General features: G+C 67.7%; 15 protein-coding genes. 4 read left to right on the plus strand and 11 right to left on the minus strand.

Annotation, left to right across the window (positions count from 1 at the left end; all coding sequences use genetic code 11):
• Window positions 1-4: 4 nt before the first annotated feature.
• The 8 genes from CPH63_RS00160 to CPH63_RS00195 form a co-directional block, all read right to left on the minus strand.
• Window positions 5-1,477, minus strand: a complete 1,473-nt coding sequence (locus tag CPH63_RS00160; RefSeq protein ID WP_096301025.1) for a glycosyltransferase family 4 protein — start codon at window positions 1,475-1,477, stop codon at window positions 5-7.
• Entirely contained in the window at window positions 1,474-3,036 is a 1,563-nt protein-coding gene (locus tag CPH63_RS00165) for an oligosaccharide flippase family protein (RefSeq protein WP_096301026.1), read from the minus strand. Before CPH63_RS00165 ends, CPH63_RS00160 begins: the two co-directional genes overlap by 4 nt.
• 22 nt (window positions 3,037-3,058) lie before the next feature.
• Window positions 3,059-4,165: a DegT/DnrJ/EryC1/StrS aminotransferase family protein gene (locus CPH63_RS00170; protein ID WP_096301027.1), complete on the minus strand. Its 1,107-nt coding sequence runs from the start codon at window positions 4,163-4,165 to the stop codon at window positions 3,059-3,061.
• Window positions 4,162-4,806 (minus strand): acetyltransferase, encoded by a 645-nt coding sequence (locus tag CPH63_RS00175; protein WP_096301028.1) that lies wholly within the window; start codon window positions 4,804-4,806, stop codon window positions 4,162-4,164. Before CPH63_RS00175 ends, CPH63_RS00170 begins: the two co-directional genes overlap by 4 nt.
• The gene (locus CPH63_RS00180) at window positions 4,803-5,942 is read right to left on the minus strand and encodes a DegT/DnrJ/EryC1/StrS aminotransferase family protein (RefSeq protein WP_096301029.1); all 1,140 of its coding nucleotides are present in this window, start codon (window positions 5,940-5,942) and stop codon (window positions 4,803-4,805) included. Before CPH63_RS00180 ends, CPH63_RS00175 begins: the two co-directional genes overlap by 4 nt.
• Window positions 5,939-6,919, minus strand: coding sequence for an NAD-dependent epimerase/dehydratase family protein (locus tag CPH63_RS00185; RefSeq protein ID WP_096301030.1), 981 nt, complete (start codon window positions 6,917-6,919; stop codon window positions 5,939-5,941). The genes CPH63_RS00180 and CPH63_RS00185 overlap by 4 nt, the downstream gene beginning before the upstream one ends.
• Window positions 6,916-7,974, minus strand: coding sequence for a Gfo/Idh/MocA family protein (locus CPH63_RS00190; RefSeq protein WP_096301031.1), 1,059 nt, complete (start codon window positions 7,972-7,974; stop codon window positions 6,916-6,918). The genes CPH63_RS00185 and CPH63_RS00190 overlap by 4 nt, the downstream gene beginning before the upstream one ends.
• A gap of 170 nt (window positions 7,975-8,144) precedes the next feature.
• On the minus strand, window positions 8,145-14,162 hold the full coding sequence (locus CPH63_RS00195; RefSeq protein WP_197704504.1) for a DUF4082 domain-containing protein: 6,018 nt from the start codon (window positions 14,160-14,162) through the stop codon (window positions 8,145-8,147).
• A 275-nt stretch (window positions 14,163-14,437) separates the two neighbouring features.
• Between CPH63_RS00195 and CPH63_RS00200 the strand changes: the two genes are divergently transcribed.
• Window positions 14,438-15,031, plus strand: coding sequence for an acyltransferase (locus tag CPH63_RS00200; protein ID WP_096301033.1), 594 nt, complete (start codon window positions 14,438-14,440; stop codon window positions 15,029-15,031).
• A 50-nt stretch (window positions 15,032-15,081) separates the two neighbouring features.
• Here CPH63_RS00200 and CPH63_RS00205 read toward each other — a convergent pair whose 3' ends face one another.
• Window positions 15,082-16,692 carry a sugar transferase gene (locus tag CPH63_RS00205; protein ID WP_197704505.1) on the minus strand — a complete coding sequence of 537 codons (1,611 nt, stop codon included), beginning with the start codon at window positions 16,690-16,692 and terminating at the stop codon, window positions 15,082-15,084.
• Window positions 16,693-17,280: 588 nt separating this feature from the next.
• On the opposite strand from CPH63_RS00205, the gene ppc reads away from it, so the two are divergent.
• The 3 genes from ppc to CPH63_RS23350 all read left to right on the plus strand — a co-directional run bounded on the left by ppc (window position 17,281) and on the right by CPH63_RS23350 (window position 22,325).
• Window positions 17,281-20,229 carry a phosphoenolpyruvate carboxylase gene (gene ppc / locus CPH63_RS00210; RefSeq protein WP_206745620.1) on the plus strand — a complete coding sequence of 983 codons (2,949 nt, stop codon included), beginning with the start codon at window positions 17,281-17,283 and terminating at the stop codon, window positions 20,227-20,229.
• 100 nt (window positions 20,230-20,329) lie between these two features.
• On the plus strand, window positions 20,330-21,775 hold the full coding sequence (locus tag CPH63_RS00215) for a DNA-3-methyladenine glycosylase 2 family protein (RefSeq protein ID WP_096301035.1): 1,446 nt from the start codon (window positions 20,330-20,332) through the stop codon (window positions 21,773-21,775).
• Window position 21,776: 1 nt separating this feature from the next.
• The gene (locus tag CPH63_RS23350) at window positions 21,777-22,325 is read left to right on the plus strand and encodes a methylated-DNA--[protein]-cysteine S-methyltransferase (protein WP_305778086.1); all 549 of its coding nucleotides are present in this window, start codon (window positions 21,777-21,779) and stop codon (window positions 22,323-22,325) included.
• Window positions 22,326-22,468: 143 nt separating this feature from the next.
• Here CPH63_RS23350 and pth read toward each other — a convergent pair whose 3' ends face one another.
• Both pth and CPH63_RS00230 read right to left on the minus strand, forming a co-directional pair.
• Window positions 22,469-23,041, minus strand: coding sequence for an aminoacyl-tRNA hydrolase (gene pth / locus CPH63_RS00225; RefSeq protein WP_096301037.1), 573 nt, complete (start codon window positions 23,039-23,041; stop codon window positions 22,469-22,471).
• A gap of 55 nt (window positions 23,042-23,096) precedes the next feature.
• A complete protein-coding gene (locus CPH63_RS00230; RefSeq protein WP_096301038.1) occupies window positions 23,097-23,714 on the minus strand; it encodes a 50S ribosomal protein L25/general stress protein Ctc in 618 nt (205 codons plus the stop codon).
• Between the last annotated feature and the right edge of the window lie 22 nt (window positions 23,715-23,736).

The following is a 23,736-nucleotide window of genomic DNA, read 5'->3' on the forward strand; positions in this document are numbered from 1 at the left end:
CGCCTCAAACCGCCAGTTCGGTCGGCAGGCTCAACGGTGCTCGCCGGGCCGCTGCGGCCAGTACGTGCGCGTGCCGGGAGACGACGACGCCCGGGTCGAATCGCTCAATTGACTCGGCTCGAATCTCAGCTCGGGCGGCCAGCCACCGGTCCCGATCGGTCGACAGCGCGGTAACCCCCTCCACCAACTCGCCTCGATTACTCTGCCGGCGGTAGCGGGCGGCGCGAATGCTCGGCCAGTCGACGACCAGCGGATCTCCGAGCGGATTCGAAATCAGGCTTCCCTTGGCCACGGGGCCGGCGAGTTGTTCTCGCGCGCCCCCCACGTCGGCCAGCACGACCGGTAGCCCGGCGACCAGCGCCTCCATGGAAGCCAGGGCCCACCCCTCGAAGAACGAGTCCAGGACGAAGGCGTCCGACGCCGCCAGCAGCACCTCGGGACGGGAGGCATGATCCCGCAGATGTACGCGATCTCCGTGCTGCATCGTGGTCTGCAGACGCTTGACCCGCGCCGAGTAGTTCGCGTCGTCCGGGCGGCCGGCCAGCACCAGATGGGCATCCGGAATTCGCGCCGCGATGTCGTCGAAGGCGCAGACGAGCCCATAGGTGTTCTTCTGCAGGCAGTGCCGGGCCAACGACGTGACGACGTATTCATCGGTAAGACCCAGCCAATCGCGTGCGGCGGCCCGATCCGGCATCGCCACCCGACCCGGATCCACCCCATTCGGAATGGTGATCACGCGATCCCCGCCGAAAGCCGGGTTGATCTCCAGATACTGCTGGCGCACCAGCTCACTGACCGAGACGATCCCGCTGAGCATGGCGGCCCGGGCCGATACGTCCGCCGCTCGGGCGCCGAATAGCGAGTGCATGCCGTGCAGCGTCTCAACGACCGGAATCTGCGATTCGTGCGCGACCGCGAGAGTCCAATCCGGGCCACCGTGCACGCTCACGACGTCCGGCTGCCAGCGGCGCAGCTCTGCCGCTCCGTCGGTGCGCGGATGGTCGAAGACGGAGATCCCCTCGGCCAGCAGGGCCTGTCCCAAGCGGCCGAGCGGCTGGCTGTGGTCGAGCGGCGCATGCAGCACGGCGGTGGCGATCCCGACCTCCGGTAGCCGGCGCGCCAGGAATGCCACGACCTCATCCATGCCACCGACGTCCAGGGATTCGGTGACCAGTAGGCAGCGCAGCGCCGCGGCGGATCCGGTGTCGGGGTGTTCCGAGCGAGCGGCACCTCGGCCGGTGGACGGCGGCGGCAATCCGGGAGGCGGCTCAGCCGGTCGGCGAGTCGGGCGACCGGTGCCGTCAGCTGGGGCAGAGATCAGCGGTTGCGACCAATCCTCAACCGTCATCGCCTCGCCGGCGAGGAAGCGACCAGCCAGCCACTTACGTAGTGGAGCCGGCAGCCGGTGGCCGTGATGCTGCGCCCAGTCCAGCAGTCGCCGCCACAGTTGTCGCGCCTGTGATCGCAGTGTCATTTGGTCTCTAACCTCGAAATCGAGTGGCGCCCGGTCGATGGCGCCGGCCGCAGCAGAGCCCGGGGAACGGCGGCCACTTCCAGCACGCGGAGAATCCTCTTACCGATGGAGCCGCCTCCCATTCCGCCGACCAGCGAGTGCAGCTCAATTGCCGTCAGCAGGATATAGGCAACGCCGCCGGCTGCGGCCCCGACCAGCAGCTGGAGCACCGGCTGGTGCAGCACCGAGGTTACGGCGCGGTCGACCAGGTACGCGCCGGCCGCGGCGAACACGAAGGGCACCACGACGCGCACCGCGGCGATCGACTTGATCCCGAGGATTCGGCGAGTGGCGATCATGTAGGTGGGGAGGACCACGATGGCGATCACCAACACATGCGCGATGGCCACCCCCCGCAGCCCGTCCAGATGAATGCCGAGGGCCATGGCCGGTATCAACGCGGCGATCCAGATGACCTGCACGATCAGCAGCGCTGTGGTGTGACCGGAGCCGCCGAGGAGGTTGGCGAATACCAGGGAATGTATGAACATCGCCCCGTAGACGGCCAGCAGCGCGAGAACGGGAGCGGCCGCGAGCCATTTCCGGCCGTAGAGAACTTCGATGAGCGGATGGGCACTGGCTATCGTGATCGCGCAGACCGGCCAGGCGACCACCGCGATGAGTCGATGGGCACTGCTCATCGCCGAGCTCATCCGCCGGATATCACCGGCGAACCGGGAGAAGGCCGGCATGGCGACGCTGTTCACCATTGAGCCCAGCAGCGCGCTCGACCAGTTCGCCACGTTGAAGGCCAGCACGTAGGCAGCCAGCGCGATCGGTCCGAGCAGGTGTCCGACGAAGGCGTAGTCGGCGTTGAGCAACGTATAGCCGACGAGGTTGGCCCCGGCCAGTGGCAACCCGAAGGTCAGCACCATGCGGACCTGGGATCGGTCGAAGCCGAAGCGATAGCGCTTCGAGACGTAGATGACCATCACGATGCCCATGATCAGCTGGCCCACGACCCGCGACCACGCGAATGAGAGCGCCCCGTCGCCGTGCAGGGCGAGAAGGATCAGCAAAGCATTGGACGGGACGAAGGAGATGATGCTCGCCTTGAAGATGACGTTCTGACGGAATTCACGGGCAAGCATCGCACCCGGCACCGTGAACACACCGACCAGCACCACGGTGAGCGACAGCACCCGGATCGAACTGCTCGCATCGGGGGCGCCGAGCGCCGACGCCAGCCAGGGCGCTCCGAAGAACATCCCGGCGGCGATCGCGGAGCAGCTGAACATCGCGATCGTCGCCACCGTCGGTGCGATGGCGTCGGCGTCGGTGTCGCGGCGGGTGAGCACCGAGGCGACCCCGAGCTCGCTGATGTTGGAGACGACCGCGTAGACGGTGAGCGCCGCGGCGAAGACTCCGAAGTCGTGCGGCGACACGATCCGCACGATGACTGCTGTGATCGCGATGTTGGCAAATCTCAGCACCAACGAGCTCAGCCCGCCCCAGAGCGCTCCTCGGCGCACCCGGGACTGCATCTCGGCGTCTTCTTCGACCTCCGTCTCTACTGACATAGACCGACGCTTCCGCCCACGATCAGCCCGCTACAACGCCACTCAAGACCCGGGCGACGCGCTCCTGCTGGGCCTCGGTGATGTGCGGGAAGAGCGGCAGCGAGAGGATCTCGTCGGCCGCCTTCTCCGATTCCGGGAAGGCGCCGACCTTCTGCTCCAGACCGGCGTAGGCCTCGGTGAGGTGCAGCGGCGTCGGGTAGTGGATCCCGGCGCCGATTCCGGCGGCGTTCAGCTCACTCAGGACGCGGTCCCGCTCGGCCACCCGGACTACGTAGAGGTGCCACACATCCACGTTTCCCTCCGCCGTGGCGGGTGTCTGAACGCCCTCGACGTCGGCCAGCAGCTCGCCGTAGCGGGCGGCCGCGGCGCGGCGGCGCTCGTTCCAGCCGGCCAGCCGGCGCAACTTCGCCTCGAGCACGACCGCCTGGACGGTATCCAGGCGCGAGTTCATCCCGATCACCTCATGGACGTACTTGCGCTCGCTGCCGTGCGCACCGAGCAGGCGCACCTGCCGGGCCAGCGCCGGATCGTTGGTGGTGACCGCGCCGGCGTCACCGGCGGCACCGAGGTTCTTCCCCGGATAGAAGCTGGTTCCGGCGAGCAGGCCGAGCGAGCCGGAGGGGCGCCCGAAGCGCGTCGCACCCTGTGACTGCGCGGCATCCTCGACGATCGGCACGCCGGCCGCCTCGGCGATCGCGACGAGCTTCTCGACCGGGGCCATCTGGCCGAAGAGATGCACGGGAACGATGGCCTGGGTCTTGGCGGTGACGGCCGCCGCGACCGCCTCCGGGTTGATCAGCTGGTACGTCGGGTCGATGTCGACGAGCACCGGTTCGGCACCGATGCGCGACACTGCCTCCGCGGTGGCGATGAACGTGTTGGCCGGCAGGATCACCTCACCACCCCGGCTCACCCCGGCGGCCCGCAGCGCCAACTCCACCGCATCGGTGCCGTTTGCCACGCCGATGCAGTGCTGCACCTCGCAGAATTCGGCGTAGGCGGTCTCGAAGCGGCCGACTGCCGGACCACCGACGAAGGCGGTCCGGGCGAAGACCTCGTCCAGGCCGAGGCGAATCTCGTCGTTGACCTCCGCCTGCTGCGCGGCGAGGTCGACCAGGGGAATCGTCATGTTGGTTGCCATCCTTCTTGGGTTTCGCTGTCACGGGCCGGTGCGCCGAACCAGGTGCGTCCCGCGGGAACGTCCCTGAGCAGTACCGACCCCATCCCGACCACACTGTCGGCGCCGATAGTCAGATTCTGTCGAACCGAGGCCGCCATTCCGAGGTAGGCCCGTTCGCCGACCCGCACCCCGCCGCCGAGAACCACGCCGGCGCAGAGGGTCGCGTAGTCACCGATTCGATCGTCGTGGGTCAGCGTCACGTTCGGCATCAGCACGACGTGTTCACCCACCTCGACCGAGGCGGTGAGGACGCAGCCGGCCAGCAGCAGACTTCCGGCCCCGATCGAGCAGGACGGGGGCAGCGCGACCGACGGGTGCACCACGCAGGCGTAGCGGGTCGGCGGCAGATCCAGCCGCTGAGCCAGAGCCTCGCGGGCGGTTCCCGAGCCGGCGCAGAGCAGCACCTGGGCGTCGGGGTGATCGGCGATGGCCGATAGGCCGCCGAGCACCTTCACCCCGTCGACCAGCTCGCCGACCAGTGCCGGGTTGTCATCGACGATCCCCACCACGTCATAGCGCTGCTGGACGCGGACGGCCTCGAGCGCCTCGCGGGCCAGGCCGCTAGCGGCGACGAGGATCAGCGCGGTCATGCGACGGCGCGCGCCGCTTGACGGACGGCATCCACGACGCGGGCGATCTCCTCGGCCGTCATCTGATGAAATACCGGAAGAATAAGGGTATTCGCCGTCAGATGATCGGTGACCGGAAGGGCGGCGTGGGGATGATCGGCGTAGGCCGGCTGCCGGTGGGAGGCCATGATCCCGCGGCGCGCCGAGATCTCATTCGTAGCCAGGTGCGCCAGCAGCCCTTCACGATCCATCGGGAATTGCGGGAGAATCTCCACCCAGAACGACTGGAAGTTGGACTCCCCCCACGCCGGGTCGGTGAGTACCCGGAGCCCGGCGATCCCGGCGAACGCCCGCTGGTACTCGGCGACGATCTCGCGGCGGCGGGCCACGATCGCCTCCAGCCGGTCCAGCTGGACCAGGCCCACGGCGGCCTGCAGATCGGTCATGCGGTAGTTGTAGCCGACCTCGAGGTACTGCTCCTCGGGTGGCAGTGTGCTCTGGTGACGCTCGGCCGCGCTGACGCTCATCGCGTGCTCGCGCAGCCGCCGCGCCCGCTGGGCCCACTCGGCGTTGTCGGTGGTGAGCATGCCGCCCTCACCGGTGGTGATCAGCTTGCGGGGGTGGAAGGACCAGGCGGCGATCTCGGCGCCCTGCCCGACCGGGCCACCACGGTAGCGGGAGCCGGCGGCGCAGGCGGCGTCCTCGATGACGGCGATGCCGCGGCCCTCGCAGAGGGCACGGACCGACGCGACGTCGGCCGGCACACCGCCCTGGTGGACCAGGATGACGGCCTTGGTCGCCGGGGTCAGCACGGCTTCGATGCTCTGCGCGGTGAGGTTGCCGGTGAGCGGGTCGACGTCGGCGAAGACCGGAGTGGCCCCGACGTACATCGGGGCGTTGGTGGTGGCGATGAAGGAGAACGACGGGACTACCACCTCGTCACCGGCGCCCACGCCGGCCACCACCAGGCTCAGGTGCAGGGCGGTGGTGCAGTTCGAGACGGCGACGGCGTGCTTCGCCCCGACCAGGGCGGCGAACTTCTCCTCGAAGGCGGCCACCCGCGGACCCTGGGCGACCCAGCCGGATTCGATGGCGGCCGTCACCGCGGCGACCTCCTCGGCCCCCATCCACGGCTTGGCGACGTTGATGCGGGTCATGAGGCCTCGCTGGCGGCGAGTTTGTCCGCCTTCCACCAGGCGACGAGGCGGCGCAGGCCCTCGTCCAGCCCGACCTCGGCGGTGAAGCCGAGGTCGCGGGTGGCGGCCGAGGTATCGGCCAGGCGCCGGGTGACCCCGTTGACCGCACGCTCCGGTCCGAACTCCACATCCAGGTCGGAGTCCATCGAGCGCAGCAGCGCCCGAGCCAGATCCAGCAGGCTCGTCTCGACGCCGCTGGCCACGTTGTAGAAGCCTTCGTTGACGTCACTCTCGATGGCCAGGATGTTCGCCCGGGCGATGTCCTCGGTGTAGACGAAATCCATCGTCTGCAGGCCGTTGCCGAAGATCAACGGCGGCTTCCCCTCGACGATCCGCTCCATCCAGCGCACCAACACCTCGGTGTAGACGCCGTAGATGTCCATTCGCGGCCCATAGACGTTGAACGGCAGCAGGCCGACGTAGTTCAGGCCGTACATCGCCCGGAAACTGGTCATCATGCCCTGGTTGAAGGACTTGGCCGCGCCGTAGAACGTGTCGTTGTTGTGGTGGTGGTGGCGCTCGGTCGTCGGGAACTCCTCAGCCAGGCCGTAGGCCGACGCGCTGGAGGCCGCGACCACCTTCTGCACGTTGTGGGCGGCCGCGGCCTCCAGCACGTTGAAGGTTCCGTCGACCAGCACCTCCAACGCCAGCCGGGGCTCCTCAGCGCACTGGGTGATCCGGATGGCGGCCTGATGGCAGACGACGTCCTTGCCCTTGGTGAGGTCATGGACCAGATCCCGGTCGCGCAGATCGCCCTCGATCAGGTTCACCCGACCGGTGGCGAAGGCGTCGGCCAGGTTCGCCCGCCGGCCCCGCACCAGGTTGTCGAGGATGTCGACGTTCGCGGCACCGGCGGCCAGCAGCTGATCCACCAGGGTGGAGCCGATGGTTCCGGCACCTCCGGTGACCAGAACGTTCGCTGCGTTGAGTGCGGTCATGATGCTCCTCCGGTTGTCAGTACGGTACTTTCGACCGGCACCAGCGCGCCGCCCTCGGCGAGGCTACGGTCGGCGGCCTCCAGTACCTCCAGCACCCGCAGGCCCGCACGGCCATCGGTTCGCGGGGCACGCTTCTCATTGATCGCCGCGGCGAACTCGCCGGCCATGATCGCCAGCGCCTCGCGCTCGGGCAGCGTCGGTGCGTGCATGTCGCCGAGACGGTAGGAGACCTGAGCCCGGGCCCGTTCGGTGGCGTCGGCCGAGACCGAGTGCAGGTCAACGCCGCGGTCATAGAGGGACAGCCGCTGCTGCGGGTTCAGGTCGTCCCAGACGAGAGTCTGGCGCGAGCCGCCGATCACCATCTGCCGGATCTTGGTCGGGCTGAGCCAGTTGACGTGCACGTGCGCGATGGCACCGCCGGGCAGCGGCATCGTCAAGTAGCCGACACACACATTGCCGGCGCCGAGCGGGTCGGCTCCCTGGGCGCCGACCGACACCGGCCGCAGCCCGCCGGGGAGCACATAGTCCAGAATCGACAGATCATGCGGGGCGAGATCCCAGAAGACGTTGACATCGGGCTGGATCAGTCCGAGGTTGATCCGCACCGAGTCGATGAAGAGGATCTCACCGAGCACGCCGTCGGCGATGAGTTCGCCGATGCGCTGCACCACCGGGGTGTAGCAGAAGGTGTGGTCGGTCATCAGCACCAGGTCATGCTGATCGGCGACCTGGACCATCTGCGCACCGACCGGGTGGCTGTCGGCCAGCGGCTTCTCGACGAGGACGTGCTTGCCCGCCTGCAGCGCCGCGAGGGCGATCGGGCTGTGCGTCTGCGCCGGAGTGGCGATCGCGACCGCGTCGATGTCGTCGCGGGCCAGTAGCCGCTCCAGCGACGTCTCGACCTCGATCGTGCTGCGGTCACCGATCACCCGGCGCGCCTTCGCCTCATCCAGGTCGCAGACCGCGACGAGATCCCAATCGGGGCTGGAGCGGAAGTTCCGCACCAGGTTGGGTCCCCAATACCCGGCGCCGACGACGCCAATCCCCAGAGTCATTCCTGCCCATCCCATCTGCGAAGAATCGTGCCCGACGAACCAACGCCGACCATCGAACTAAACCCGGCGCGCAGAGCACATACCGATTCCGGGCAGGCCCCTCCGAGCAGATACATCGTTCTTCGAGTGTTTCACATTGCGAGCATGGAGGTCTGATTGAAATTGCTTTCTCAGACGTGCAGCCCGAACTGAAGCGATCGGAAGGTTGGCGTCACGAGCGCGGTGCCAGTCGTCGTCATGGTGATCTGGTACTGGATGTAGCGCGACGTCTTGCTGACCAGCGCCCCGGACGCAGCGAGCGTCGTGTAGGCCGTCCATGTTCCGTCCGGGGTGGCTGTGTTCCCGGTCCGCACCTTCACGACCATCGTCGTGCCGGTCGGGACGGTGGCATCCCAGGTGGCCGCATCCCAGGTCACGGCGGCCGAACCGTCGATGACGCGGGATAGGAAGGTCCCCGACGTCGCGTACGGCGCCACTCGGACGTAGGTGACGACCAACCCGGCGTCGGTGGTGACACCGTCGTAGAACTGCGGACGCATCGCGCCGAAGAGCGCCGTGAAGTTGTGCGTGTACTTCTGGACGTCATCCACATAGAAGGTGACAGCCGAGGAGGTCCACGCGATCTGGAACTTGTGCGAGGCGACGACCCACCCGGTGGCGATGACCGAGCTGGCATTGTTCAGCAGCCCGTCGTTCACCGATGCCACCAACTGGCCCGAGGAGTTGACCGTGAGGCTCGCCTTCACCGAGCTGTTCGACGACGCGACCCAACCGATGGTCTGGTTGACCCCGAGGGTGGCCACCGTCTCGAAGCTACGAGTGGCCGAGTAGGTCGCGGTGCTGATCAGGGTCGAGCCCTTGATCGTCGCCACGCCGCCGGCAACCGTCGTCTTCCCACCGGTGACCGCGGCACTCGAGGTCCAGCCGGTGGGCAGCGCGGTGCCGGTGAACTCAGCACTGGCCGCCGGGGTCAGGATCACCTCGCCCGCACCGTTGGCCGAGACCACCGTCGACGTCTTCGTGCCGAGGGTGAAGTCGGCGGTCGTGGAGTCGACGATCGGCGCGATGGTCGGGGCATAGGTCCAGGTCGCCCCCGCGGTGGAGGGTGACGCGGCGGAGTTCTGCGACCCATCCGCCGAGGTGATGCGGTAGTAGTAGCGGGTGTTCACGGCCAACGCAGGCAGCGAGACGCTGTGCGCGGTGACCAGTGAGGGCGAGGTGACGGTCAGGTTCAACGCGGTCGCCGAGGTGCCGTAGTTGACCGTGCTGGTCGAGGCCTCATTGGTCGTCCACGTGACGACGGCGGTGGTGCCCGATCCGGAGGAGTTGACCGCGGTAATCGTCGGCGGCGTGGTGTCCGGGATCGGCGTCGGAACCGGCGTCGGCGTCGGGACAGGTGTCGGCGTGGGCGTGGGCGTGGGCACGGTCGGCGTGTCGTTGAACAGCGGCCCCACCCAGTAGTTGTTGGCGTTGAAGGTCGAGGTCGGCATGCCAGTCGACGAGTAGCTGTACAAGCCGTTCGCACCAACCGTCGCCTGCAGGGCACCGTAGCCGTATCCGTTGGCGAAGTAGCCGCCATCCGCCGAGTAGTGGCCGTTCGGCGCGTAGTAGCTCACGATGTACGGCGTCCCCGCGTTGACCGCGACCGGGGTTGCGAAGTTCAGCGTCTGCCAACCCGAAGCGGACTCGCCGGAGAAGGTTCCGGTGGCCAGCAGCGTGCCGTCCGTGCCCCACAGAGAACCGGTGTGGACACCCGTATTCGCGGCCGACTTGTAGAAGGTGACGCCGTATACGTAGCCCGAGCGGGCCGGCGTGAAGTTGACGCCGAGCGTGATCGCATCCGCGTCGCCGGCGTCCACCAGCGCGGGCGTCGCGGCGGTGGAGAAGAGGCCGCACGGGCAAGCCGGTGTACCGGCCGTGGTGAACGACCAGATAGCCGGGTTCGCCGTCGAGTTCCCGCTGAGGTCAGCGCCACCGACACTTGCGGTGTACGTGACCCCGGCACTCAGCGGCGACGTGGGAGTGAAGGAAGCCGTCTTGGTCGCCGCGTTGTAGCTGGTCGAGCCGGCCACCGTGGCGCCACCGGCGCTCAGCGTGAAGCTGATCGAGGTCGGGTCCATGGCGGTGGAGAACGTCGCCGTCGGCACGAGGCTGAGCGGCATCGAGGTCGAGCCGGCATCGGGCGTCGACGCGGTCACTGTCGGCAGGGTTACCGGGCTGGTCGAGAAGACGACATCGACCCAGTAGTTCGTCTGGTTGTAGGTCGAAGTCGGGAAACCGGGACCGCCGTAGCCGTAGAGGCCATTCGTGCCGCCGGCCACGGTCAGCGGACCGCTCACCCAGTCGGAGGTGAAGAAACCGCTGTCAGCCGAGTAGTGACCGTTCGGTGCCGAGTAGCTGACGACGTAGTTGACGTTGGCCGAGATCGCGACCGGCGTGCTGAAGGAGAGCGTCTGCCAACCGCTGGCCGTCTCGCTGGTGAATGTTCCGGTGGCGAGCTGAGTTCCGTCGGCCGTCCAGAGGGAGCCGGTGTGGGTACCGGTGTTCGCCGCCGACTTGTAGAACTTGATGCCACTGACATAGCCGGAGCTCGTCGACGTGAAGCTGACACCCAGATTCACGGCGCTGGAGTCACCCGAATCGGCCAGTGTCGGTACCGACTCCGACCCGAAGAGGGTGCACGGGCAGACGGTCGGGCCACTGGTGGTGAAGGTCCAGGTCTTCGGCGCCGCCAAGGCCGCACCGGTGGTGTCGGTCGCGCTCAGCGTGGCGGTGAAGACGGTGCGCGGCGCCAGCGCCACTGACGGCGCGAAGGTGACCGTCCGGGAAGCGGCGTCATAGGTGGTGACACCGTTGACTCTGGTTCCACCGGCCGTCACGGTCAGTGAGACCGATGCCGGCGGCGCGTCGGCGCCGAGCGTCGCGGTCACCGAGGTGGCAACTGAGACACCGATGGCCGACGGCTTCGGCGAGACGCTGTTGACGTTCTGGGTGGTGAAGATCGGGTCGACCCAGTAGTTCGCGCTGTTGTACGTCGAGGTCGGAATTCCGGCGACACCGTAGGAGTACAGGCCGTTGTTGCCGGCCGGAGCGGTGAGCACGCCATCGACGAAGGCGGTGGCGAAGAACCCGGAGTCGACCGAGTAGTGCCCGCTCGGCGCGTAGTAGCTGGCCTCGTAGGTGACGCCGGCGGTGACGGCGACTGGCGAGGAGAAGACGAGAGTCTGCCAGCCGGTTGCCGACTCATTGCTGAACGTTCCGGTGGCGAGCTGGGTGCCGTCGGCGGACCAGAGGTATCCGGTGTGCGTTCCGACGTTGGCCGCCGTCTTGTAGAACCGGACGCCGGCGACGAAGCCGTTGCTCGCCGGGACGAAGTTCACCCCGAGATTTACTGCTGATCCGTCCTGCGAGTCGAGGACGCTGGGCACCATGCTCGACGGGAAGAGCGTGCACGGGCAGGGAGTGGCCACTGAGAAGGTCCAGACCTTCGGTTGCGCCATCGCGACCCCGTTCGTTCCGGTGGCCGAGATGCTCGCCGTATAGGTCGCTCCCGGCTGCAAGGCAGCCGAAGGCGTGAACTTCGCGGTCTGGGTTGCGGGGTCGTAGGAGACGGCACCCGCGGTCGGCGTACCCCCGGTGGAGACGGTGAAGGCAAGCTTGGCGGGGTTGATGGGCGCCGAGAAGGTCACGCTCGGGGTCACCGTCGCCGGTACGCCGAGGGCCGAGGCCAGCGGGAGCTGCGAGGCGATGGCCGGCGGTTGGCTGGCGGCGTCGGAGAAGAGCGGGTCGACGTAGTAGTTGGCGCCGCCGTAGGTGGTGGTCGGGAAGCCGTGGCCACCGCTGAAGAAGACCCCGTTGAAGGAAGCCGGGTTGGTCGGCGAGTTGGCCTCGGCGACCAGCGGGCTGGCCTGATAGTCGCGGTAGTAGAAGAAATTCTTGTCGGCGGCATAGTGCCCGGCCGGCGCGTAGTAGCTCACCACGTAGGTCGTGTTGACGGCGACCTGCACCGGCGCGCTGAAGGTCATTGACTGCCAACCGGAGGCGGTCTCACCGGTGAAGGTGCCGGTGGCCAGAGCGACCCCGGCCGCGGACCAGAGCGTTCCGGTGTGGGTACCGGTGTTGCCCGCCGACTTGTAGAACCGCACGCCATCGATGAAACCGGCGGCGGTGGTCGTGAAGCGCACGCCCAGCTCGTTGACTGACGGGTCAGCCGCGTCCGGGGTCGTCGGCGTGGCGGAACCGAAGAGCGTGCAGGGGCACTTCGTCGTCACGGTCAAGCCGGCCGACGGCGTCTCGACGTTCGCGCTGTCGTCGCTGGCCCGGGAAAGGATCTTCAGGGCTCCGTCGCCGTGCACGATCCCGGTGTAGGACCAGGAGCTCGTTCCGGTGGCCGGGTGCCAGCTGACTCCACCATCGATGGAGACCTCGACGCCGGCCACAACGCCGCCGCCCGAGTCGGTGGCGGTGCCGGTCACGGTGACCGACGTGCCGTTGGCGATCGTGGCACCGGCCGCGGGGCTGATGATCGTCGAGGTCGGAGCCACCGTGTCCGTGCTGGCGGTGGCGGCCACCAGGCCGGCCATCAGCGTCGTGGGCTGAGCGTGCATGTCGGCCAAAAGGTTGATGGTCGCCTGCTGCATACGTGCGTCAGCCGGCGATTCGATGCCGTCGTGGTCGTCGCTCAGGCCCCAGCCCCACTGGATCGTCCCGGCACCGAAGACCAGGGCACCGCTCGCCGCGCGGTACTCGGTGATGTGGTGGGTCGTCGTCCCGGGGGCGGTTACCTGTCCGAAGTCCTGCAGCTCCTCCGGGGTGGAACCGACGGTGGTGGAGAGGTCGATGAGTCCGGCCGGCCGGAAGCCGTTGTCGACGTCTTCGTCGGATTCGTAGCCGATCGTGTGCGGAGCCAAGACCGTCGAGGCACCCGTCATGGAGTTCAGTCCGGTGCTGCGCCACATCCGGGTCTTGCCCTGAGCCGCGGTGACGGTGAGGGCCAGGTCGTCGGAGTTGGACATGTACATCGTGCCGGTGAGTGCGTTCTCCGGGTTCGACCCGCCCGGCGCCGCCCCATACCGAGGGTCTCGCCAGGTTGCGGTCGATTCACCGGTGGGATCGGAGGCCGTCTGGTCCCAGGTCTCCTTGTAGCAGACGAGGGTTCGGTAGGCGGTGTTGCTGCCATCGATACTGGCTTCGAACCGGGTGTGCCAGTAGACCTCGTTGCCGGAGAGGAACATCAGGTTGACGCCCGCATCACGCGCGCTCTCCACGTTGGTGCGCTGCGCCTGTGACCAGTACTCGTCATGGCCGACCGACAGGAAGACATGGTGGTTCTTCAGCAGCGTGGCACCGTAGCGGTCAACGTCGACGCCGGCCATGTAGGAGACGTCGTACCCGTTCTCCTCCATGAACTCGATGGTCGGGAACTCGTTGCTGAAGAGGAAGTCCCGGCCTGAGTTGTCTTCACGGGTCGCGAACGGACGGTTGTAACTGAGCTTGCGGGCCCGAGACGGCGAATCCCACATGTCGGTCGTCGAGCCGGTGTAGAAGTCGGCGTCGCCGTAGCGGTTGTAGGCCTCCCAGGTCTCATCCGAGGTCTGGAAGAGAACGTCCGAGGTGCTGGCGTCGTTGCGGACGACGAAGGTGATGTGGCTGGCGCCACCGGTGTCGGTCCGGGTCAGCTTGGCGATGTAGACGCCGGAGACGGAGGTCGACGGCACGGCCCAGGAGGCCGACAATCCCCAGTCGCCACAGTCGACGAGGCTGACGGTCGGGTCGGTGACGCAAGAGGGCTGGGTCTGCGGGAGCGCGGCGGAGGGCGAGATCGAAGCGACCTTGCGCGCACCGTCACCGCCGTAGTAGCCGAGGCGGTAGATGTCGATGGTGTAGGCCTTGGCCGGGGTGTCGATCTTGAAACCGATCGTGCCGCCGGCGTTCACACTGATGTCGGTCGAGAAGCCCTGGATCGTCGAATCACCCGCGCCGTCGATGTCCCACACCGACTCGGGCGTTCCGGGGAGCCGGTTCTCGCAGACGATCGCGTTCACCGTGGTGCCGCAGGAGGATCCGGTTGCGGCCGAGGCCGGGGTGGCCGGTAGTGCGTTGAAGAGCGCTGCCAGGAGCAGCGTCGCCACGGTCATACTGGTCCAACGCCGCGCCCGAACCGACTTTGCCTTCTGCGCGATTGTCATCGCAAAACTCCCCCGAGCTTGATATACGTCCCGCTGTGTGCGACGCCAGACGAGCTTAACGCGGAAATTATCTCGCCGCCCTTTGAAACGAATACTCGGAAACTGTTGAAAGTGTCGCCAGCTTTCGATTCCCAAAAATTCGGACTTACCGTACTTATTGCCGGGCGCCGTTGCTCAGCGTAAGCGCGTGGCGACCGAATAGTGTTCGCCCTGACGTGCACACCCGCTCCGACCCGCACTACCATCGGGCAACTCAGAGAGGTGAAGCCATAACCATGAATGCCCCTGCCGGCGACTTCGACCCGACCGCCACCGACCCGACTCACATCGACCCGACCGCGTTCGTGCACCCGAGCGCTGAGATCGAACCCGGAGTCGAGATCGGCGCCGAGACCCGCATCTGGCGCAACGTGCACATCCGTCGCGACGCACGCATCGGAGCCGGCGCTCAGATCAGCGCGAACGTCTTCGTGGATCACGGTGTCCAGATCGGTGACCGGGTGAAGATCCAGAACAACGTCTCCGTCTACGCCGGGGTGCTGCTGGAGGACGACTCCTTCGTCGGCCCGGCCGCGGTCTTCACCAACGACCTCAACCCCCGGGCCACCGGCGAGTGGCGACTCACCGAGACCTGGGTCCGAAAGGGAGCCTCGGTCGGCGCCAACGCCACGGTGGTCTGTGGCAACGAACTCGGCGAGCACTGCCTGGTCGCGGCCGGCGCCGTGGTGACCCGTTCGGTGCTGCCCCACCAGCTGGTGCTGGGCAATCCGGCCCGTCCGGCGGGCTGGGTCTGCCGCTGTGGAGAGATCGTGTCGCGGGCCGCTGAGCGGCCCGCCGACCTCGATTGCGCCGTCTGCGAGCATGACTGAGTCAGCGATTCCCCTTATTGATAAGGAAGAACGCTTCAACTCGGCCCCTCTCAGAACGCCCCGTCACTGCGAAGCACGGCGCCGAAGGTCTTCCACAGGATCATCAGATCCAACGTGAAGGACCAGTTCTCGACGTAGCGCAGGTCGAGGCGGACGGCCTCGTCCCACTTCAGGTTGCTGCGGCCACTGATCTGACCGAGGCCGGTGAGACCCGGCTTGACCAGCAGGCGCCGGTGCACCTCGGTTGCGTATTCGGCAACCTCGTTGGGCAGCGGCGGCCGCGGGCCGACCAGTGACATCTCGCCCTTGAGGACGTTCACCAACTGCGGCAGTTCGTCCAGTGAGAGCTTGCGGATGACGCGGCCGACGCGGGTGACGCGCGGGTCGTGCGCCATCTTGAAGGTCGGTCCGTCGTTCTCGTTCTGATCCATCAGCTCAGCCTTGCGGGCCTCGGCGTCGGTCGTCATCGAGCGGAACTTGAGGATGCTAAAGGTGCCTCCGTCGAGACCGACGCGGGTCTGGCGGAAGAGCGCCGGACCGGCACTGGTGAACTTGACGGCCAGCGCCACACCCAGCATCAGCGGCGACAACACGATCAGCGCGAAGGCGGCCAGCGTGCGGTCGAAGGCACCCTTGAAGATACGGCGGGTGCCGCTGAACTCCGGCTCCTCGACGTGCAGCAGCGGCAGCCCGGCAACCGGACGGATGTGCAGGCGGGTTCCGGCCACCTCGGTGAGCCCCGGCGACACGACCAGGTCGGCGTCGGTGCCCTCGAGCTGCCAGGAGATCCACCGCAGCTTCTGCGCGCCGAGCTCGCCGGAGGAGAGGACGGCGACGGTGTGGGCGCCACTGTCACGGACGGAGTCGACGATCGCGTCGACGTCGCCGAGCACCGGGATCCCGGCGGCGGCGAGCTCAGCGATGGCCTCGCGGTCGCGCATGGCCGACGTCGGCAGCGAGGCCCCGACGACCCGCATTCCGGCGTACCGGTCACGACTGAGCATCTCGCCGAACTCGAGGATCGCGTGCGGCTCGCCGACGGCGAGGACCGAGGTCATCGCCCGGCCGACAGTGCGCTGACGGTGCAGCCACTTGCGGGCGGTGTAGCGGCCGGCAACGTCCAGCACGAGGGCCAGCGGCAGAGCGACCAGCACGAAGCCCCGGGCGATCTCAGCGTGCACCGCGTAAGAAGCGACCGCGATGGCCGCACCAAGATGCAGGAAACCCCGGAAAACACGGCGGAATTCATCCTGACCGGCTCCGACGACCCGCGCCTCGTAGGCGTGGTTGAAAGACATGGCGGCGAGCCAGGCCAGCGGCATGAGCGCGATGATGAGCGGGTAGTGCATCCGCTGCGCGGTACCGGTGTCCGGTCCGAAGCGGAGCAGGAAGGCGACGACCGAGGCGACCAGCGCGCTGAGGACGTCAACCGTCTTCAGCATGTTCTGGTAGCGGCCGACCCACTGGTCACGCGAGGTGGTGCTCGCCTCAATGGCGGCGCGCAGCGGCTGCGGCGTTGACGGACGGCGCTGGGCGTCGAACTCGTCGGCGACGCTGGCTTCGTAGGTGATGGTGGCGGCGGCGACGCTTGACTGCTGCCGGCGCTGACCGCGGCGAACGCGGTGTGGAGTGAAGAGTCGGTGTGCCGCCTGCGTCGTCACTGACGCGGTTGACGAGACCGGCGAAATGCCGCGCTCGGACTCCGACGAATCTGACTTTGTGACCGTAACGGTCTGATCTGCGGCTGCCAGCGTTGTGATGGCGGAGTTTACTGGCGGCAAGCCAGCGCTCTCCATCGTCACATCGGCAGCCGAATGGCCCCCGGTGTTCATTTTTCCCCCATTTTGGCCCTCCGCAGCAAGCTGCGAAGGCCCCCCGATTTGCTCACTGCCACCCAAGAGTGGAGTGCGCGCCCCCCTGATACTTCATCTGTTCACTACGCCGAGTTTGTGACCCTCGACACCGAATGACCCGTCAGTGCCCCTGCACCGCCGAATATTCGCAGTTTCTTCACGCCGGCCCCACCGGCACTCTGATACCGGAGCCAACCTATAACGCGTGAGGTGAATGCGAAAGTCGAAATCGCGCTTGACGGCAAAGTAGTCAACGGGATAGGCATTCTGTCCATCGACTGTCATCACTCCGGAGTCAAAATCTCACCATCCGTAACAACGATTCGAAGAGCGAATAGTTACTGTGATGCAGATCACTACGAGGCACCGAGTTGGCCGGTGGGGGAGAATGGCCGGGTGACCGCGACGCAGGAAAACACGCCCCCACTGACTGACGACACGGAACTGCGCGCCGACGTGCGCCGGGTGGTGACCCTGCTGGGGGAATCCCTGGTGCGTCAGCAGGGCAGCGACCTACTGACCCTCGTCGAGCAGGTTCGCACCCTGACCAAACAGAGCAAATCGGCGGTCTCGCCCAGCGACCCGGCCGACTTCGTCGTGGAGAACGACGCCGACGAGTTCACCTCGGCCGACACCGACGGCGCTGCCGATTCCGCTGCCAACTCCGCTGCCAACGAGCTGACAGCCGGCGATTCGGCTGAACCTGCCTCGGCCACCTCGATCAGCCAGATGTCGGCGAAGAATGCCTACGACGCCGTCCGTGAACTGCTGGCCGGCCAGCCGATCGACACCGCCGCCGCGCTGGTGCGGGCCTTCTCCGCTTACTTCCACCTGGCCAACGTGGCCGAGCAGGTGCACCGGGTCCGGCTGATGCACCACCGACCCTCCGACGAGGGCTGGCTGGCCGGATCGGTCGCCGCGGTGGCCGAGTCGACCGGAGCGGCGGGGCTCGAGCAGGCCATCGCGACGTTGGCCGTCCGTCCGGTCTTCACCGCGCACCCCACTGAGGCCAGTCGCCGCTCCATCCTCACCAAGCTGCGCCGGGTGGCCGACATCCTTGAGGTGAGCACGGCCGCCGGTTCCGGGGCGCGGGCTCGTCAGGACCGCGGGCTGGCCGAGATCGTCGACCTGATCTGGCAGACCGACGAGCTGCGCCAGCACAAGCCGACCCCGGTCGACGAGGCTCGCAATGCCGTCTACTACCTGGAGGAGCTGGCCGACGATGCGCTGCCGGCGATGGCGGCCGACCTCGCCGTCGAGCTGCGTCGCCACGGCGTGGAGCTGCCGGTTGACGCGCACCCGCTCACGTTCGGCACCTGGATCGGCGGCGACCGGGACGGCAACCCGTTCGTCACCGCGACGGTCACCCGCGATGTGCTGCGTCTGCAGCACCACGTCGCCACCCGCGTCGCCACCGCCGCGATCAACGGCCTGATCGCCGAGATCTCATCCTCGTCCTCGGTCGTCGGGGTATCGGCGGCGCTGCAGGAGTCGATCGCCGCGGACCTCGAGACCCTCCCCGATCTCGACCCGCGGCTGCCGACGCTGAATGCCACCGAGCCGTACCGGCTCAAGCTCTCCTGCATCAACCACAAGATCGCCAACACCCGCAAGCGAGTGATTGCCGGCTCTCCCCACGTGCCCGGCCATGACTACCTCGGGAAGGGCGACCTGCTGGCCGAGCTGGCGATCATCGGTGAGTCGCTGCACGCGAACGCCGGCGGCCTGATCGCCGACGGATTACTGGCCCGCGCCGAGCGCACCATCGCCGTCTTCGGACTCCACCTGGCCACCATGGACATCCGTGAGCACGCCGACGCCCACCACCACGCCGTCGGCCAGCTCATCGACCGGCTCGTCGAGGAGACCTGGCTCTACGCCGACCTGCCGCGTGACTACCGCATGCGGTTGCTCTCCCGCGAGCTGGCTTCGCGCCGACCGCTGGCCCAGACGCCGCCGCCGCTGGACGAGGCCGGGGCCAAGACCTTCGCCGTCTTCACCGCCATTCGCAAGGCGCTGGACACCTACGGCCCCGAGGTCATCGAGAGCTACATCGTCTCGATGACCCGCGGCGCCGACGATGTGCTGGCCGCCGTGGTGCTGGCCCGCGAAGCCCGTCTGGTCGACATTCACGGCTCGGGCGCCGGCGGTGGCAACGAACCCTTCGCCCGCATCGGCTTCGTGCCGCTACTGGAGACGGTGGAGGAGCTTCGCCGGGCCGGCGAGGTGCTCGACGACATGCTCTCTGACCCGACCTACCGCCTCATCGTCCGCCTCCGCGGCGACGTGCAGGAGGTCATGCTCGGTTACTCCGACTCCAACAAGGAGGCCGGCATCACGACCTCGCAGTGGGAGATCCACCGGGCCCAGCGAACGCTGCGCGATGTCGGGGCTCGGCACGGGGTGCGGATTCGGCTGTTCCACGGTCGCGGTGGCACCGTCGGACGCGGTGGCGGCCCGACGTTCGAGTCGATCCTGGCTCAGCCCTGGGGCGTGCTCGACGGGGAGATGAAGGCCACCGAGCAGGGCGAGGTGATCAGCGACAAGTACATGCTGCCCGAACTGGCTCGGGAGAATCTCGAACTCACGCTGGCCGCCGTGCTGCAGGCCTCCACCCTGCACCGGACGTCGCGGCAGAGCGCCCAGCAGCTGGCCCAGTGGGACGAGACGATGACGCGGATCAGCGACGCCGCCTTCTCCACCTACCGTGGCCTGATCGACGACCCGCAACTGCCGGCGTACTTCTTCGCGTCCACTCCGGTCGAGCAACTCGGTGAGCTGAACATCGGTTCGCGCCCTTCCCGCCGCCCCGACAGCGGCGGCGGCATCCTCGGCCTGCGGGCCATCCCGTGGGTCTTCGGATGGACCCAGTCGCGTCAGATCGTCCCCGGCTGGTTCGGGGTCGGCTCGGGATTGAAGGCGGCCCGCGAGGCCGGCCTCACCGACGTCGTCGCGGAGATGTACAAGGATTGGCACTTCTTCCGGACGTTCATGAGCAACGTCGAGATGACGCTGGCCAAGACCGACCTGGACATCGCCGCCCACTACGTCTCCACCCTGGTGCCGACCGAACTGCAGCGCCTCTTCGAGGTGATCCGGGCCGAACACGAGCTCACCATGACCGAGGTGCTGAAGGTGACCGGCGAGGCCGCACTGCTGGACAATTCGCCCGTGCTGCAGCGCACGCTGAGCATCCGGGACGCCTACCTCGACCCGATCTCCTACCTGCAGGTGGATCTGCTGGCCCGCGTCCGCGATCCCGAGACCGAGGTGACCCCGGAACTGCACCGGGCGTTGCTGCTCACGGTCAACGGCGTGGCGGCCGGCCTGCGCAACACCGGCTGAGCGGCGGCTTCGCCCACCTCGACCCGACCGCCGAGGCGCTGCAAACCGTCATGTCCGAAAACCGCCAGCATGCGTGCTCGCGGGCGGGCACACTGTAGTCATGAACATCCCCGACGACGAGTCGTGCTACCGCGCGGTGAGCGGCAAAGACGCCCGCTTCGACGGATGGTTCTTCACCGCGGTGCACTCGACCGGCATCTACTGCCGCCCCTCGTGCCCGGCCCGCACACCGCTGCGCCGCAATGTCTCGTTCTACCCCAGCGCGGCCGCCGCCCAGCGCGACGGTTTCCGCGCTTGCAAGCGGTGCCGTCCGGACGCGGCACCCGGCTCGCCGGAGTGGGACGTGCGCGGTGACCTGGCCGGACGGGCGATGCGCCTGATCAGTGACGGCCTCATCGACCGGGACGGCGTTCCCGGTCTGGCCCGCCGGCTCGGGTACTCCGAGCGTCAACTGCACCGCACGCTGGTGAGTGAGGTCGGGGCCGGACCGCTGGCGCTGGCCCGGGCGCAGCGCGCTCAGACGGCCCGGATCTTGCTGGAGACCAGCCCGCTCGGCATGAGCGAGGTTGCCTTCTCAGCCGGCTTCGCCAGCGTCCGCCAGTTCAACGAGACGATGCTGCAGATCTTCGCCACCACGCCAACCCAGTTGCGCGAGAAGGCCCGCCACCGCAGTCCAATGCAGCCCGGCGCCGACGCAGTGCTGGAACTGCGGCTGGCCTATCGGCGGCCGATGAGCCTGACCGCGACGCTGGACTACTTGGGCGCTCGGGCGATCCCCGGGGTGGAGAGCATTGACGGTGCCGAGTTCGCCCGGACGCTGCGGCTGCCGATCGGCGCCGCGCTGGTGCGTCTCTCCCCCGGGGACGGCTTCGTCCGTTGCCGCCTCGCGCTCAGCGACCAGCGGGACCTGGTCGCGGCCGTCTCCCGGCTGCGCGGGCTGCTCGACCTGGACGCCGACCCGCAGGCGATCGATCTGGTCCTGGGCTCCGACGCGAGTCTGGCGCCGCTGGTCGAGGCCCGCCCGGGGCTGCGCTCCCCCGGCTCGGTCGATCCGATGGAGATGGCGGTGCGGGCCATCGTGGGGCAGCAGATCTCGGTCAGTGGCGCCCGGACGCTGCTAGGACGCATCGTCAGCGCCCTTGGCGAGCCGCTGGAGCCCGAAGGCGAGACATCGTGGCGTCTCTTCCCGAGCGCGGTCACCCTCGCCGACTGCGATCCGGCGCTGCTGCCGATGCCCCGGGCCCGGGCGCAGACCGTCCGTTGCGTTGCTGCGGCCATCGTCGACGGTTCGCTCGTGCTCGATGGCGGCGCCGATCGCGACGCCACCCGGGCCGCATTGCTGGAGATCGGCGGTATCGGGCCATGGACTGCGGACTACCTGGTGATGCGAGTGCTGGGCGACCCGGACGTGCTGCTCGGATCAGATCTCATCGTCCGCCGCCAGGCCGGTCTGCGGGGCATCGACCTCACCGAAGCCGTCAAAGCGTGGTCGCCGTGGGGCTCCTACGCATCTCACCACCTATGGGCAGGTTCGCATGATCACTAAGTTGAGCAATAGCATTCACCCTGAAAATTACCGGGGAGACGACGAATCGCAGCCTCGAGTGCGCTACACGCACATCCCCTCGCCGGTCGGCCCGCTGCTGGTCAAACGCGACCGGATCGGCATCACCGGCCTCTACTTCTCGACCGGTCGCCACCCTGAGTGGGTCAGCTCGACGGATGCTGACGCCACCGTGGACGACGGCGCGTTCGATGACGTCCGCGCGCAGCTGGAGGAGTATTTTGCCGGCCGTCGCACTCGCTTCGAGCTGGAGCTGAACCCGGCCGGGACGGACTTCCAGCGCCGGGTATGGCTGGCGCTGCGGGAGATTCCCTATGGAAAGACGAAGACTTACGGCGAGCAGGCCGAAGCCATCGGCTCACCGAAGGCGGTGCGGGCGGTGGGATTGGCCAACGGCCGCAACCCGATCTCCATCATCGTCCCGTGCCACCGGGTGATCGGGGCGAACGGCTCGCTCACCGGCTTCGGAGGTGGGCTGGAGGCCAAGCGCTGGCTGCTCGATCACGAAGCATCGGCCGAGCGACTGCTCTGACCTCCGCTCTGTCCCCCGAAAACCCGCTTCCAGCCCGCACAGCGGCCCTTCCACGGACAAAGCAGCGGCGCGGTGGTTATGCAGCAGGCGGCAGGTCGGCAGGTCAGAGGGTCAGCGCACGGCAGGCATGCAGGTCGGCAGGGTCAGTCGTTGAACTGGCTCTGCGCCCGTTCCAGGCCCGCAGTCAGCAGCATCTCCACCGCGTCAGCGGCGCGATCGACCAGGAAAGGCAGTTCTTTCCGCTCGGCCGACGCGAACTCGCGCAGCACATAGTCGGCCGGGTCCTGCCGTCCGGGCGGGCGGCCGATTCCGAAGCGAATGCGGGCGTACTCCTTGCTGCCAAGCGCGGAGGTCATCGACTTCAACCCGTTGTGGCCACCCTCGCCGCCACCGCGCTTGAGACGCAGCGCCCCGAACGGAAGGTCCAACTCGTCGTGGACGACGGCGATTCGCTCGACCGGCACCTTGTAGAAGCGCGAGATGGCGACGACCGGGCCACCGGATTCGTTCATGTACGACTTCGGCTTGGCCAGCACTACCGGCACTCCGGCCAGCTGCGTCTCGACGACGTCGCAGCGACCCTTGTGGGCTTTGAACTTCCCGCCAACCCGCTCGGCCAGCAGATCAACGACAAAGAACCCGGCGTTATGCCGGGTTCCCGCGTATTTCGGCCCTGGGTTGCCCAGACCGACGACAAGAAATCGGTCGTCGGTCATGGGCAGCGTCAGGTGTCTGTCTCAGATGTCTTCGAGTGCCCGCAGGCGAATCGAACTACTCGGCCGACTCGGTGACCGGCTCGGCGGCCGGCGCGGTGTCACCGGCGATGTCAGCCTCGACCTGCTCGGCCGTCGGCGCCTCGGCGATGTGCAGCAGAACCTGCTCCGGGTCGCCGGCGAGCGTGGAGCCCGCGGGAAGCTTGAGGTCGGCCGCGGTGACGATGGTGCCGATCGCGACTCCGTCCAGGCTGAACTCGATCTCGGTCGGGAGGTGAGTCGCCTCGGCCTCGACGCTGACCGTGTTGTTCTCCTGCGACAGCAGGGCACCGCGGGCGAGCTCGCCGGTGATGTTCAGCGGCACCTCGATGGTGACCTTCTCGCCGAGGCGGACGGCCAGCAGGTCGACGTGCTCGAAGATGCCCTTGATGGGGTGGCGCTGGATGGCCTTCGGGATGGTGAGCTCGTCCTTGCCCTCGATGACCAGGGTGAGCAGCACGTTGGCGCCACCCTTCTTGATGGCCTGGCCGAACTCACGGGCCGGCAGCGAGACGTGGCGCGGGTCGGCACCGTGACCGTAGATAACGGCCGGGATCTTGCCGTCGCGGCGGGTGCGGCGGGCGCCACCCTTGCCGAACTCGGTACGGGCGTCGGCTTCTAGGCGAACTTCAGACACGGTGGAGCTCCTCAATCAGTTT

This window comes from Jatrophihabitans sp. GAS493 (assembly GCF_900230215.1).
GTDB lineage: Bacteria > Actinomycetota > Actinomycetes > Mycobacteriales > Jatrophihabitantaceae > MT45.

Coding starts and splice junctions, on each gene's coding strand:
- CPH63_RS00160 (WP_096301025.1), bottom strand. CDS start 1,477: ATGACACTGCGATCACAGGCGCGACAACTGTGGCGGCGACTGCTGGAC.
- CPH63_RS00190 (WP_096301031.1), bottom strand. CDS start 7,974: ATGACTCTGGGGATTGGCGTCGTCGGCGCCGGGTATTGGGGACCCAAC.
- CPH63_RS00175 (WP_096301028.1), bottom strand. CDS start 4,806: ATGACCGCGCTGATCCTCGTCGCCGCTAGCGGCCTGGCCCGCGAGGCG.
- CPH63_RS00165 (WP_096301026.1), bottom strand. CDS start 3,036: ATGTCAGTAGAGACGGAGGTCGAAGAAGACGCCGAGATGCAGTCCCGG.
- CPH63_RS00185 (WP_096301030.1), bottom strand. CDS start 6,919: ATGACCGCACTCAACGCAGCGAACGTTCTGGTCACCGGAGGTGCCGGA.
- CPH63_RS00215 (WP_096301035.1), top strand. CDS start 20,330: ATGAACATCCCCGACGACGAGTCGTGCTACCGCGCGGTGAGCGGCAAA.
- CPH63_RS00180 (WP_096301029.1), bottom strand. CDS start 5,942: ATGACCCGCATCAACGTCGCCAAGCCGTGGATGGGGGCCGAGGAGGTC.
- CPH63_RS00170 (WP_096301027.1), bottom strand. CDS start 4,165: ATGACGATTCCCCTGGTCGACCTCGCCGCGCAGCAGGCGGAGGTCAAC.
- CPH63_RS00195 (WP_197704504.1), bottom strand. CDS start 14,162: ATGACAATCGCGCAGAAGGCAAAGTCGGTTCGGGCGCGGCGTTGGACC.
- CPH63_RS00200 (WP_096301033.1), top strand. CDS start 14,438: ATGAATGCCCCTGCCGGCGACTTCGACCCGACCGCCACCGACCCGACT.
- pth (WP_096301037.1), bottom strand. CDS start 23,041: ATGACCGACGACCGATTTCTTGTCGTCGGTCTGGGCAACCCAGGGCCG.